The 13,486-nt window shown below is 36.6% G+C and carries 16 protein-coding genes and 2 pseudogenes; 13 read left to right on the top strand and 5 right to left on the bottom strand.

Annotation, left to right across the window (positions count from 1 at the left end):
* Positions 1 to 482: 482 nt before the first annotated feature.
* The 10 genes from J2S07_RS18435 (at position 483) to cyoE (ending at position 6,948) form a co-directional block, all read left to right on the top strand.
* Positions 483 to 728 (top strand): hypothetical protein, encoded by a 246-nt coding sequence (locus J2S07_RS18435; RefSeq protein ID WP_307151879.1) that lies wholly within the window; start codon positions 483 to 485, stop codon positions 726 to 728.
* A complete protein-coding gene (locus J2S07_RS18430; RefSeq protein WP_307151878.1) occupies positions 728 to 1,120 on the top strand; it encodes a retropepsin-like aspartic protease family protein in 393 nt (130 codons plus the stop codon). The genes J2S07_RS18435 and J2S07_RS18430 overlap by 1 nt, the downstream gene beginning before the upstream one ends.
* A gap of 24 nt (positions 1,121 to 1,144) precedes the next feature.
* Positions 1,145 to 1,417, top strand: coding sequence for a PBPRA1643 family SWIM/SEC-C metal-binding motif protein (locus J2S07_RS18425; protein ID WP_307151877.1), 273 nt, complete (start codon positions 1,145 to 1,147; stop codon positions 1,415 to 1,417).
* A gap of 70 nt (positions 1,418 to 1,487) precedes the next feature.
* The gene (locus J2S07_RS18420) at positions 1,488 to 2,063 is read left to right on the top strand and encodes a plasmid pRiA4b ORF-3 family protein (RefSeq protein WP_307151876.1); all 576 of its coding nucleotides are present in this window, start codon (positions 1,488 to 1,490) and stop codon (positions 2,061 to 2,063) included.
* Between the two features lie 335 nt (positions 2,064 to 2,398).
* Entirely contained in the window at positions 2,399 to 2,539 is a 141-nt protein-coding gene (locus J2S07_RS18415) for a hypothetical protein (RefSeq protein WP_307151875.1), read from the top strand.
* Between the two features lie 15 nt (positions 2,540 to 2,554).
* Positions 2,555 to 3,016: a cytochrome c oxidase subunit II gene (locus tag J2S07_RS18410; protein ID WP_307151874.1), complete on the top strand. Its 462-nt coding sequence runs from the start codon at positions 2,555 to 2,557 to the stop codon at positions 3,014 to 3,016.
* A 14-nt stretch (positions 3,017 to 3,030) separates the two neighbouring features.
* Entirely contained in the window at positions 3,031 to 4,716 is a 1,686-nt protein-coding gene (locus tag J2S07_RS18405; protein ID WP_307151873.1) for a cbb3-type cytochrome c oxidase subunit I, read from the top strand.
* Between the two features lie 68 nt (positions 4,717 to 4,784).
* Positions 4,785 to 5,417 carry an SCO family protein gene (locus J2S07_RS18400; protein ID WP_307151872.1) on the top strand — a complete coding sequence of 211 codons (633 nt, stop codon included), beginning with the start codon at positions 4,785 to 4,787 and terminating at the stop codon, positions 5,415 to 5,417.
* Positions 5,418 to 5,420: 3 nt separating this feature from the next.
* The gene (locus J2S07_RS18395; protein WP_307151871.1) at positions 5,421 to 5,978 is read left to right on the top strand and encodes a hypothetical protein; all 558 of its coding nucleotides are present in this window, start codon (positions 5,421 to 5,423) and stop codon (positions 5,976 to 5,978) included.
* 46 nt (positions 5,979 to 6,024) lie between these two features.
* Positions 6,025 to 6,948 (top strand): heme o synthase, encoded by a 924-nt coding sequence (cyoE, locus tag J2S07_RS18390; protein WP_307151870.1) that lies wholly within the window; start codon positions 6,025 to 6,027, stop codon positions 6,946 to 6,948.
* Positions 6,949 to 7,075: 127 nt separating this feature from the next.
* Here cyoE and J2S07_RS18385 read toward each other — a convergent pair whose 3' ends face one another.
* From J2S07_RS18385 to J2S07_RS18375, 3 genes and pseudogenes are all read right to left on the bottom strand, one after another.
* Complete coding sequence (locus J2S07_RS18385) at positions 7,076 to 7,741, bottom strand: Fic family protein (protein ID WP_307151869.1); 666 nt, start codon at positions 7,739 to 7,741, stop codon at positions 7,076 to 7,078.
* Between the two features lie 100 nt (positions 7,742 to 7,841).
* A pseudogene (locus J2S07_RS18380) lies at positions 7,842 to 8,426 on the bottom strand (class I SAM-dependent methyltransferase); the annotation flags it as partial.
* A gap of 570 nt (positions 8,427 to 8,996) precedes the next feature.
* Positions 8,997 to 10,034 carry a tetratricopeptide repeat protein gene (locus J2S07_RS18375; protein WP_307151868.1) on the bottom strand — a complete coding sequence of 346 codons (1,038 nt, stop codon included), beginning with the start codon at positions 10,032 to 10,034 and terminating at the stop codon, positions 8,997 to 8,999.
* A 407-nt stretch (positions 10,035 to 10,441) separates the two neighbouring features.
* On the opposite strand from J2S07_RS18375, the gene J2S07_RS18370 reads away from it, so the two are divergent.
* From J2S07_RS18370 to J2S07_RS18360, 3 genes are all read left to right on the top strand, one after another.
* The gene (locus tag J2S07_RS18370) at positions 10,442 to 10,648 is read left to right on the top strand and encodes a DUF6273 domain-containing protein (protein ID WP_307151880.1); all 207 of its coding nucleotides are present in this window, start codon (positions 10,442 to 10,444) and stop codon (positions 10,646 to 10,648) included.
* A 237-nt stretch (positions 10,649 to 10,885) separates the two neighbouring features.
* The gene (locus tag J2S07_RS18365) at positions 10,886 to 11,146 is read left to right on the top strand and encodes a hypothetical protein (RefSeq protein ID WP_307151867.1); all 261 of its coding nucleotides are present in this window, start codon (positions 10,886 to 10,888) and stop codon (positions 11,144 to 11,146) included.
* Complete coding sequence (locus J2S07_RS18360; protein WP_307151866.1) at positions 11,143 to 11,535, top strand: aspartyl protease family protein; 393 nt, start codon at positions 11,143 to 11,145, stop codon at positions 11,533 to 11,535. The genes J2S07_RS18365 and J2S07_RS18360 overlap by 4 nt, the downstream gene beginning before the upstream one ends.
* A gap of 164 nt (positions 11,536 to 11,699) precedes the next feature.
* On the opposite strand, the gene J2S07_RS18355 is transcribed toward J2S07_RS18360, so the two are convergent.
* Positions 11,700 to 13,100 (bottom strand): competence protein CoiA family protein, encoded by a 1,401-nt coding sequence (locus J2S07_RS18355; protein ID WP_307151865.1) that lies wholly within the window; start codon positions 13,098 to 13,100, stop codon positions 11,700 to 11,702.
* 208 nt (positions 13,101 to 13,308) lie between these two features.
* A pseudogene (locus J2S07_RS22040) lies at positions 13,309 to 13,458 on the bottom strand (DUF7662 domain-containing protein); the annotation flags it as partial.
* Positions 13,459 to 13,486: the final 28 nt, after the last annotated feature.

Raw genomic sequence — 13,486 nt, 5'->3', positions numbered from 1 at the left:
GTGGAAATTTCAATATCAAGAGAGACTTTTAAATCATGAAATCGCTACCAATAATAAGGTGAAGAAATTTCTGCCCACAAATACTTGACTCAATCACGCCAATTACAAATCTAGTAGTTGGCGTTATAATTATATATGTCGATATGTTCCCGCCTACCGATAGTGCAAAAAGTGCCTTTGACTTGTTTCCGACTACCGACAATGTAAAAGACATCAATCCACCCCGCTCGTTGCATGTGGAGTGCGTTGCGCAACTCATTTTAAAATAGTATAAAACTTACCCAGTCTTAGTACTGGGTTTAAGTCTTTAAGTGGCACTTAATTTAATAGGGGTTGGAAATATGTGATCGATAACGGCGCCATTATTTCGGAGCCTGTTTTGTTCCAAAGTGTGATAAGTAGATGAACATCTACTTAATTGTATGATATTTCCTTTTGAATGAATTATAATAAAAGTATTGGTAAGAGGAGGGCTGGATAAAATGAAATGGCAAGAAGCGAGGGAACTATTCCCAAATCAGTTTCTTTTAGTTTCAATTCTTAATTATCATGAAGAAGGTGACAAGAAAATTGTTGATGAAGTAGCCCCAATAAGAACCATTTCAGAAAAAGATGCAAATAAAGAATTTTTCCGTGCAAAAGAAGGAACTATTGTTTATCACACATCCAATGAAGAATTTGTGATCCATATCCGGAGAGATCCTTTAATGAAGGTGAGAAGAATCTAATGAAGCTTTCATATGATGGACAACTTATTACAACAACACTTTATGTGGAATTTCATGGAATGTCATTAGAAATCAATGATGTAATAGTTGATACAGGGTCATCCCATACAGTAATTAGCCCAGATATTTTGGAGAAAATTGGGGTTAGATATGAAAATGGAGATGTGATATATGAAGCTTATGGGATTGGTGGAACTGTTCCGTTTTATACCAAAGTTATGGACAAAATTAAAATTGATACATTTACCATAAAAAGTTTTGAAATAGATGTAGGGATGTTACCTAATAATCATAATGGATTACTAGGGTTAGATATTTTAAAATCATATAACTTTACAATTGACCTAGAAAACTTGGAGCTAAATCCGTCGAATAATATGCAAAAAGAATAACAAATAAAATGGAAGAGGATAACTATGGCTAAATTGGGTACAAATGATAGACCAGCAATCGTGCGCGTTGCGAATGAAGAAAAAGCAAATGAATTATATGATCTATGTGAACGTAGGGGTTGGAAAGTCATTATTGGTATTGAACCTGACAAACCAGAAGATATTTCGGATGTTCAAAGATTGCTAGGTTTAAAAGTTGAAAATACAAAAACGATAGTAAATGAAGAACAAATCGGCAGAAATGACCCATGCATATGTGGAAGTGGCAAGAAGTATAAAAAATGCTGTGGTAAGTGACATCAGCCTTCAAGAAAGGAATTAATAGTATTGCGGAATATGTAAGTTTAGGGATTTTGGAGGTAGTAAAGTGAGCGAACAAAGACCATTTTATCAAGTGTTGATTACAATCCAAGACATTGAACCACTTATTTGGAGAAGATTGCTCATTCCAAGTGGCATAACCTTTCATAAATTTCATAAAATTATTCAGGCTGCTTTTGATTGGCAAGATTATCATTTGTATTTGTTTGATTTTAATGATTTCCTTGTTGTCAATTCTGATCCAGATACACCATTTCATGATATAGAAAAGAATCCGAAGAAAGTAAAGATTGATCCTGTCTTTAAAGAGTACAAGCAGTTTTTATATGAGTATGATTTTGGGGATTCATGGATGCATGAAATTGTTGTTGAGGAAGTTGGAATTTTCGATGAAGCCCTGAAACACCCAATATGTATTGATGGTGAACGCCATCGTCCGCCTGAAGATGTTGGTGGTGTAGGTGGTTATGAAGAGTTTATAAATATTATCAATGATTCGAACCATGAAGAGTATGACGAAATGCTTTCATGGGCAGAAAAAGACACCAGCGGTAGAAAGTTTGATCCAGAATATTTTTATAAAGCAGAGATAAATCGCAAATTAGCGAAAATTATTTTTTAAATGTATACGTATGTAAATCGGAGGATCGTTCTCTGATAGTGCTTAAAGTTTAAACTCACCAGCACCCCATGTGTTGCCACATACATCCAACACATGTTGAGTGTGTAGCGTCGCTCGAAAAAAACAGAATATATACATGAGATCTACAAACATCAATAATGAGCAGGCCCCCCATAAATCAACGAAAAAAAGCGAACCAACCGGTTCGCTTTTTTTTGTGCCCTTTCATCAAGAACTAGTTCTTTTTACCAATTTTTGTGTTAAGTGATTTTTGTCACTATGGTGATTCTCATTCTCAATTAAGATGAGGGTAAGAAAGGTAAGGGGGAATTACTGTGAAAAGGAATCAAGAAGTTAAGAGGCAGAGTAGTGACGCCACCTCAAAGGTAGGAACGTGGATTTCTGTTGGGGTAGTAGGTATTGTTATCCTTGCTACGTATTTTGTGTTATTCGGACTCTATATGGCGAGGGTCTAGAAGGGGGAGTTGAAGATGCATTTAGATGAGAAAATCTGGTTGTTCTTAAGCTTTGGAATGATTATGGTGTTTATGGTATTTACGGGCTATCAAGCAATCGCATTGGGAATGGCTCCACCAAGCCATAAGGAAACGATTGACCCACAAAAAGTCGACCAAACAGCTCCATTTGATCAACCAGGGATTAAGCAAATTGGTGAAAATGAATACGAAGTCGTTATGACATTACAAGTATTTAGCTTTACTCCAATGGAAATTGAGGTTCCAGCGGGATCAACCGTTCATTTTACATTAACTTCAAAAGATGTCGTTCATGGTTTTGAGGTGGCAAATACAAACATCAATGCGATGGTTATGCCAGGACATATCCAAAAGATCACACAGAAGTTTGATAAACCTGGTGAATATTTAGTGTTATGTAATGAGTACTGTGGCTCAGGGCATCAACTAATGAGCACAAAGATTACGGTTAAATAAAGGGGGGAATCAGAGTGGCAACAGCTTTAAAGACTACATCAATAAAAGACAAAGCGAATCAGGCTTTTGGAATCAGCTTAGAAGACGCTCGTATCTCGAAATCATACTTATTTGTAACTTTTACAGCCTTACTGCTAGGCGGTCTTCTAGGTTTATTACAAGGATTAAACCGGGCTGGTGTGTTGGAACTGCCAGCATGGCTTAATTACTATCAAGTTTTAACAGCTCACGGCTTACTTTTAGTCGTTGTATTCTCGGCATTCTTTACGATTGGTTATTTTTATGCAGGACTTTCTCATACATTAGGGGGATTACTTCCTAAGGTAAGAAAGATGGCATGGATCGGTTTCTGGATGAAGATTTTCGGATTTGTATTAGTTGTGATTCCAGTTTTAAGAAACGAAGCTTCCGTTATGTATACTTTCTATCCACCAATGCAAGCTAGCCCAATGTTCTATTTCGGCTTAGTGTTTATCGTATTAGGGATTTGGATGCTAGCGGCTGGAGCCTTTGTTCAAGTTGCTAACTGGAGAAAGAATCACAAGGGTCAACATCTTCCAATTCTAGCATTCTTTGCAACAGGAGTATTTGTCCTCTTAGTTGGTGCAACAGCATTTGTTGCAGCCGAAGTACTGTTTATGATTATTCCGTGGTCACTTGGATGGGTGGACACAATTAATGTATTGCTTGCCCGCACACTATTCTGGGCTTTCGGACATACAGCCGTTAATATTTGGTACCTAACAGCCGTGTCTGCTTGGTATGTCGTTGTACCAAAAATTATTGGTGGGAAGCGCTGGAGTGATTTATTAACTCGAATGGTTGTTATTCCATTAGTCATCATGAACATTACAGGTGGATTCCACCATCAAATTATTGACCCAGGTATTTCGGTATCTATTAAATACATGCACGTATTTATGAGTTTAGCGATTGGATTTCCTTCCTTAATGACCGCTTACGCGATGTTCAGAGTGTTTGAACGGACAGCAAGAGAAAAAGGCGGAAAAGGTTTTGTCGGTTGGTACAAAAAAATGCCATGGGGAGATGTTCGCTTTTTAGCTCCATTCATTGCGATGGTTGCCTTCATTCCAGCTGGAGCAGGTGGTATCGTTCAAAGTACAAACCAATTGGATCAGGTTGTTCATAATACGATGTGGGTGGTTGGTCACTTTCATTTAACACTAGGAATGTCCGTTGTCATGACCTTCTTCGGGGTCAGTTATTGGTTAGTTCCTTGCTTATCAAAACGTGTGCTAACGCCAGCGATGAATAGATTGGGAGTTATTCAAACTGTTATTTGGACAATCGGAATGATATTCATGGCAGTATCGATGCATATTGTAGGACTTTTCGGTTCACCAAGAAGAACTTCCTTTACAACATATGGAAACTTTGCAGAAACATTAGGCTGGAATCCATATATGGTAGCGATAGGGATTGGAGCAACATTATTACTTATTGCGGTTATCATCCAAGTATATGCTGTATTTAATCTGATGTTTTTCGCTCCAAAGGGAGAAACAGAGTTTCCGATTGCAGAAGAGGAAGAAGGAGCAGCTAAAACTCCATATTGGACTGAACGTTGGGGAGTTTGGGTAATCCTTATGCTCGTGGTGGTTTCTATGGCGTATGTGCTTCCAATCGTGGATATGATTGTCAATGCACCTCCTGGATCACCACCGTTTAAAACATGGTAATACATTCAACGAAAGAGATAGCTTAAGTATTGGCTATCTCTTTACAATAAATATTGGAGTTGATCTCCATGAAAAACAATCAAAAAACGTTCATTGCTAGTCTGGCGGTTTTAATCTTTGGAATCATCTTGTTCTATGTTGGGACGGATGGATTTACTGCTTACACCGCCGAGACGGCCAGAGTGACAAAGCTTGTTGAGACTAAGCCTGAATTCCCTCATGTCACCTTTGAAGATAGCGAAGGCCGGGAATATTCCATTTCCGAATTTAAAGATAAATATGTGTTTATCACGTTCATTTACACAGGCTGTACAACGGTTTGTATTCAATTAGAGCAAAATATGAAGCAAGTATATGATCTCATTCCTCAGGAATATTTAGGCAAGGATATCGTATTTTTGAGCATAAGCTTTGATCCGACGAGGGATGATCCAGCTACGTTAGACAAATATAAGAATTTGTATAATAGCGATGGGGAAACGTGGAGGATGGCTAGGATACCTAATCAATCGGAGTTAGATGAACTGCTTGAAAAGTTTGGGGTTATTGTTATTCCGGATGAAAATGGGAATTTCGCCCATAATGCTGCTTTTTATTTGGTAGATGGGAAGGGTACTCTAGTCGATGTAATGGATTATCGGGAAACAAAAGAAGCAGGGAACAAGCTCATTCAAATTCTTGAAGCAGGCAAGGGGGCGTGACAGATGAATCAATTTTTAACAGGTTTGATTATGTTGATTGCCTTAATGCTCCCACCTGTTGCGAATCTAATGGAATCGGTCATGATTATTCATATGCACATGCAAATGCCGATGCTTGTCATCGCAGGATTTTTCATGGCTCGATTATTTATAGAAAAGTTTCCCCGTTTTTTTGAGCAATATAATCAAAATGGAGTTCCAGGTATTCTCTTATTTATTGTTATTGTGTCATTCTGGATGATGCCGCGTACAATGGACGAGGCACTGACCAACTATGGAATGGAAGTATTCAAGTTTATGAGCTTGCCTTTGTTAGCAGGAGTACCGCTCCGGGATAGTTGGAAAAAGCTTGGCTCAGCCGCGAAGAATGCCCTATTTGTTCTATTTGCTGTCTTATTTCTTGCGTTGGGCTGGCTGTATATTCAGGCAAATAGTCAGTTATGCAACAATTATTTAGTCGTTGACCAAATTATTTTAGGCTGGGGATTTATCACAGCTGCTATATGTATCGTGATATATTTAGTCTATTCGTTTGTCATTGATCCGACGCAGTATGAGTAAGTGCCTAACAACACCTTAAGTATGAATTCTTAAGGGAGGAAAATAAATGAGTAATGATATGATTCTATCTCAACAAAAAGTTGAAAAAGTGCCGAGATTAACTATTATGAATCTTCTTTCTGATCTAAAATCACTCTTTAAGGCTATCGTCTTGATTGCAAATGTCCTGCCAGTATTTACGGGATTATGGTTGGCTTTATATTTTGCCGATACTTCTTTTTGGGATAAATGGGAAGTAAGCTTGCTGACATTGGGTGGAAGTACTTTGGTGATGGCTGGAGCATTAGTCCTTAACAACTGGTACGATGTTGATATTGATTCCGTTATGGAGCGAACGAAAAGTCGTCCTACTGTAACCGGCAGGATTCCCCTTCATGTCGTCTTAGCCATAGGTATTATTTTAACAATCCTTGGGTTTGTCCTTTTGCTATTTACAACTCTTGAAGCCACTGTATATGCCTTTATCGGCTGGGTTACCTATGTGTTTTTATATACGATGTGGTCGAAAAGAAGGTATGCTTTTAATACCATTATTGGTAGTGTTTCAGGAGCGGTGACTCCATTAATTGGTTGGGCAGCCATTGATTCTGCTTTTCATACTGTTCCAATTATTCTCTTTCTCATCTTATTTATTTGGCAGATGCCCCACACATTTGCCATTGCTATCAAGAAATTTGATGAATACAAAGCAGCAGGTGTGGCAGTGCTTCCAGTCGTACGTGGATTGGGTCCAACCAAATGGCAAAACATCTTCTATATCATCTGCTTACTACCGTTGCCATTTTATTTAGCATCCCTTGGTACAATTTTTATCATTTTTTCGACATGCTTGAATGTTGCATGGTTGGTACTTGCGGTAAGCGGATTTTTTATGAAGGACGATTGGAAATGGGCCCACATGAATTTCCTCTACTCCGTTAATTATGTAACTATTTTATTTTCCTTAATGGTGATTTTGACCCTTTTCTAGACGTGTGGCATGTTTTGCCCGTGGGACGAAGGGACAGGATCATCATCCCAGGTTATTACTTTCCTGTATTTTATCGAAATCTCTATTATCATAAATTGGAGAGACACGGGACCTGTTCCCGTGTCTCTCAATAATCAATACCGTGTATACAGTTTTCGTACGTCCACTGAATTATTTTGTCATCAAGATTTGATTCGTAGAATTCCGATAATAGGCTATTCCAATGTTCTAATTGTTTTTCATTAATATTGATTATTCCTGTACCATTCAACATCATGATTGTATTTGCTGAAACAATGGCAGTTCGTTTATTACCGTCCCAAAACAGTTGTGCCCGCATAGCAAAATACATATATTTCAATGCTTTATATGTCTCGGACATGTTACAATTCCTAATCTCTTCAATTGCGGCTCGGATTTCTGATTCAACTGGAACGGCGGGGGTATAATCAACTCCATGTATTCCTACATTTCCTGTCCGTAAAACACCCCATTCAAGTGATTCGTTATAGGAGATAAAACTATTTATTTTACAGGCCAGTTCTAGGTTAAATTCAGAAGTCTGTGGCAGTTTCCACACATATTGATACGCATTTTTAAGGTTGAGTATGACTTGAATATCATCCATTGGAACCCCGCTTACACTCATACCTTCAACAATTGTTTTTGTTTGTGGAAAGGTTGTATTCACATTCTCCAATCGTGAAGCTGAATGGACTAATGCAACAATACTCTTTTTCAATAAAAATCTAGATTCCCGGTCGCTCAAGCTGTATTTATTTTTGATATTCAAAAGAAAGTCCTCCTTTCAAAAACTTTGTACAATCACGTAAACCATTTTTTTCTATTTCCTAAATTGTATCATACGTAACCTGGATAATTAAACATTCTATAATGTCGTTGCCTCCGTCTAAAGGCGTTGGTCTATCAAAATGTTGAGCAAAAATAACCCTAAAGCCCACTTTCTCCATCAAAGAGGTGTATTCTCCGATGCTTGGGTAATACCAAGGAAAATGTTCCATTTCAAATTCGTAACCCAATTTTTTCCTCTTGTTAATGATTTCACTTGTTATTTTTTCTACATTTCCTTTACCACCAAATTTGGCAACGAATCTTCCTCCATGTTTTAAACCTTTAAAAATATGTTGTAGAGCCTGTTTCGGAAGTTTTACCCAGTGAAGAGTAGCATTAGAGAAAACAGCATCAAATTCATCATTGTAATCTAATTTTATGGCATCATTAACCTCGAAATATATATCGGGATACTTGCTTTTGGCATTACGAATCATATTTTCTGACTTATCAACACCGACAACATTTACTCCAAAGTCAAATAATTCCTTTGCTAAATCACCTGTTCCACAACCAAGGTCAAGAATCTTCTCTCCTTTGTGTGGTGCTAATAAGTCAATCAATTGACTTCCAAACTTCGAAACAAATGAATGTTTACCATCATATAAGTTTGCATCCCAATTGTCCTTTTTTGCTGTGGTTGTGTACCATTTTCATTCCCTCCTAAAAAACTGATTTTCATAATTCAATGTCGTTAGTCCTTAGTATATCTGATGGGTTAAATAAAGAATATTAACAGAAATCAGAACAATTAATAACAAATGTTATTACGTTATCACTATGTTGAAAAACAGAAAGGAGTCCACTGTCTATATAGTTTTAGATGAATTATACAGCCAAATCCATGCACTTGTTTCAATAAAACACTTAAAAACTGAGTTTGATGAAAAGAATTTGCCGGAGATTATCAATCTTGACAGCACCTTGATGCAAAGAGCAATTATGAACATTGTAACCAATGCGGTGGATTATTCCCCGGATGGTGGGTTGATTCAGTTTTTTGTATCAGCAAAAAAGCATAGATTTCGATTTACAGTTTCTAAGTATTAATCGAGTGGTTTAACTTGAAGCAGTTGCAATATTAATATTAAAAGAAGGTAACTAACCCAGTAGCGGGTGTTGCCTATACATTTTGTTTTTTGTGACAAAAACCCCCAAGTACGCAAGCAGTTTGTTGTACTAAGGGATAGGTATTGTTATCTCTTTCTTTTCTTCTTCTTTTTTCCATTTTGCATCTTAGGTTTTAAGCTTGAAGAATTCTTCATTTGCAAGGCTCTTTTTCTAATTGGAATTTCTTTTGCCCGAATACCCATGTAGATTTCTGCTAATGGAAAAAAGGATTCAATGTTATCTGGAAATATTTCAAGTTCGATTTCTGCAATGCTCCTATTTAATGAATCATCTTTAAGCCCTGATGCTTCTATTTCATGTAATGTCGGGAGAAAAGGAACTTCGCCATCTGTATGCTCAGACATCAAGAATAATAACTGGAGCCCAATGGCAAGCATTTCTCTTAATTTATCTGCTGGCATCTTTTTGTATGCTGAAGCACTAAGGAGCATTTGTCGGAAATGATATCCGGCATTTGGTAAATCGCTTATTTGAGCTAACATGTCACCTAATGTAAAATGAGATTCTGTTTGACCTGGGTCAATCAAGATGGAATGTTCAAAAGCGCTTACAGCTAGTTCAGGTCGATTCCCCTTATGATATAAATTTCCAAGTCGATTCCAAACAAATGAATCTTGAGGATTTTCCTTAAGAATATTTAATAAATGTTCTTCTGCATCTGTAGTATACCGATGCCAGCTCCCGTCGAACAAAAGATTTTTGCCAACAGTACTTTGTTTTTGGGTACCCTCTCCAAACGGAAGAACGCTCATCATAGATAACATGATTAAGCTGGTCGGTAGTTCCCAATTTCCAGCAGAGTTACAATGTTTGCAACGAAAATATCCAGTTGTTTGGATATTATCTTTCATACCCTCAGTTTTTTTCTTTTCCAAATTTAATACTAATAGCCCGATATCATACTTTCCTTTTCTGCCACATGACTTGCATGTCAGCATTTGATAGTTTTCCTTAATGATTTGTGTTAGCGAATCTTTATTTTTGAGGATTGTTTTCACATATTTGCCCGGCAACATACTCATTGTTGGGGATTTTGGAATATTTCCATTTTCTTGGTTTAATAGTAATTGAATCAATCGTGGATTAATTTGTGAATTCGGCATTGTAGTCGACCTTTCTTTATTTACTAAAGTAATTTGTATTATAACAAAAAGAAAGAGTCCCGTTTGAAAAATTGGGACCAATAAAAGGGTTTTTTGGTTTCTTCTCGAATTGTTTTCTATAGAGGGACGAAGGAACGGGTTCATCGTCCCAGGTTTTTACTATCCTGTATTTTATCGAAATCTCCACAAGCACAAATAGATGGGGCATGGTATCTATTCCCGCATCTCCTCCTTCTTGTTTTCAGGTATCTTCTCTATTTGGTCTCCCGACGATTAATGCTGACTGCACATTAAGAAAATATCTTAATGACGAGTTTTATGACAAATTCAACGTAACTGATAAATCAAGAATAATTCCGGTCATAAATAAGGGCTCGTTTCTCAAACATTGTTGCTTTTGAACAAAAATAAATAGAAAAGATGAAAATAACAGTAAGCGAATAGCAAAACTTCTGGGTAAAGAATGGGGTTGGTGGTGGCTTCGGTCGCCCGGCCGTGTTAATGTAAAAGCCGTATACATCTTCGGGACTGACGGTAATATAGGTATCCAAGGCAACATCAGCGATGGCAAATGTACAGGCGGCGTTCGCCCTGCTTTGTGGTTGGAGCTATAAATGGGAATTTCCATATGATATATCCTGATCTTGATAGATATAACATTCCCCCCAATTCATGCTCCCCCCTCTAGCTAGAAATACTATAAATATATTTGTGAAAATGGAGGACAGGATTATGCCCCAATTGCCAGCAATAAAGAAGGTTGTCTATGGTAATTAGTTAGTTGTATTAGATTTCGAAACTAAGCATGGTATAATTTATGGTAAATTGAAATGAATCGGAGGCGCATGTTAATGAAATGGTCTGAAGTACGCGAACATTTTCCAGAACGTTGTGTCTTAGTAGAAGCGTTAAAATCAGAAACAAGAGGAAAAGAAAGAATCATCGAAGAAATGTCAGTAATTGATGACTTTGAGAACGGCAATGCAGCATGGAAAGTCTATAAAAAGCTACATGCGGAAAATACAAATCGTGAATTATATATCTTTCACACGAATAATGAAGAAATAAAGGTAATTGAGCAGCCATATATAGGGGTGCGAAGAAGAGTATGAGATTTCATATGGATGACCACTTACCTCTAGTATCTGTTGAGATTGAATATAAAGGGAATAAAAAGACATTCAATAACGTACTACTTGATACTGGCTGCTCTTCAACCATTTTAGATACAGATTTATGTGAAGAAATCGGGCTGATGCTCGATTTAGAGAACGCCATTACAAATAAAATGTTCGGAATTGGCGGTACCGAAATCTGCATTGAACAAAAAGTAAGCGGTATGAATATTGATGAGTTCCAACTTAGTAATTTTATTATCCAGCTTGGCGATGTAAGAGAAATGAATGGATTTGACGGGATCATTGGAAGTGATTTTTTTCTTGCCAATAAATTAATCATCGACTTCGAAAATATGGAAGTCAGAAAAAATAAGGTTAGGTAAACACTTTTATACCTTTAAAAAATCTACTCTCCCAAGCCACATGGAGTGTTGCGCATTGTTAAATGAAATATAACAGGTTTGAAAAGCTCGTTAAAGTATTCTTATTTAGACGAGCTTTTTCTTATTAAAGAACAAGTTACTAAAGCATCCAACAATTTTTTTGATTATTTACTTTGCTTTGAAATGAAATTTTGCAGAACTATTTTTAATTCGCCAAATGATTTACAATCATTCTTTACAAACAAACCCCAGACAACATCTGAATTTTTGTAACCAATCACAGGCATGAACGTAGTCCATAATTCCATTTGTTGTGACTGGGTCAAGCCGATTCGTTCTTTTAGAAGCGATTTAAGGCTATCATAAGAAGATACTCTCGTTGTTTCAGGGTTACTGTTTAATTTTTGCTCAGATACTTGCTTTAGGATTTTTCTATGCCGTTCCTCTTGTTCAAGCCTTTGCTGAATCAATTGTTGCTTTTTAATCTCCTCTTGCTTCAATATTTGTTGCATTAATATTTCCCTTTTTTCTTCCTCTTGTAGCTTTCGTTCCTGTTCTATTCTCAATCGCTCTTTAAACTCGAATTGTAGTTGCTTGAACTCTTGGACAAATTCATCTTGGCAGTGAGCTTCTAATGTGGGGTTACTTAAGAGGAATTCATTTTTTATTAGAACTGCGTCAGCAAATGGAATTTCATATCCCTCCCCTAGAAGGAATGCCCGGTACGGTTTGACAAGACGGTCTTTTAAGAACCGTTGGATTTTGACTACAATCCTTTCCTCGTTAGAATAAATGTAATACATGCTTCTAACATCAATTGTAATGTTTTCCGTTGATACAGGATAATTAAAATATTTAAAAAACATCTTGTCCTTCATCAGGGAAGCAAGTAAAGAATCCCATTCTCTATCTTTATTTGTTTTGGCCGCAATTGTTAATTCAGCATCCCACAAGATTATTGAATTTTTTTCCTTTTCAATTGCTTGCTCCTTCTTTTCAATAAACCAAATAGGTTCCATACCTTGCTCTAAAAAGTATTGATGTCTTTTGCTGATTGTATTTGAAAGCTTATTATCAATTAATGAATTTACATTTGTAATAATTGAAAGTGCAAATTCTCTATCGGCAACCTTTACCCAAATATCCGGAAATATTTTCAAGTCAGGTTTTGCCCTGTAGCCAAATTCAACTTTAATCATTGTATTTTTTTTAGCTTGATTCGAGATTTCATCATGAAGTATGGCTTGAATTGTATGATGGATTTTCGTCTCTCTTTCAATCTGTCTAATATATCTTTTCTCAGCCTGGTCAATTTTCTTGGATTCCTCGCAAGCTTCTGAATGCCGATGTGAAAAATATATTCCTTTCGTGTCTCCATATTTGACTATTAGTTTTGCATTACAATGGGGGCACTGGAAAAGAGCTTTATCTGCTAACTTCTTTAAATTGTTCACTTCTTCTTTGGTTGTAGAATATGGAAGCCTATATAATTCGTTATCAATTACATGTAGCGCCTCTCGCAAGAAACCTTCACCTCTATTATTTCCTTTTTTTTTAAGAATCATATATTGCGAGTAGGAAGTCAATAAATATTTATGGAAATATTATGAATTTTGAAGAAAGGGGTTCTTTAAAGTATTTTTGGGGAAAAAGGCTTTCTTTCACTTTCTATTTACTCTATTTGGAATTTCATTGATTGGGTTTTAGCAGCTTATCGAATAAAGGTTATTTTCCTATCAAGTGGATTAGGTTTGACGGTTTTCGATCCGGCATTTATCCAGCCCGTGCTTGTGAGTGTGTTTTATCGTTTCTCCAATAAGCATCATGAACAAATGCAGATTCAGGAAGCTTATTTCCTAAAATTTTTTCAAGTTCTTCAAATGTAAGAGTAATTTGTGATACATCTATTTTAGTATTTAAGAAATCAAATAATACGGATCAATTTACTCTG

Origin of the sequence: Anoxybacillus andreesenii (genome assembly GCF_030813005.1) — a bacterium.
GTDB classification, from domain to species: domain Bacteria; phylum Bacillota; class Bacilli; order Bacillales; family Cytobacillaceae; genus Robertmurraya; species Robertmurraya andreesenii.
The sequence above is the reverse complement of the archived record's forward strand: the minus strand, read 5'-3'. Positions and strand labels throughout refer to the sequence as shown.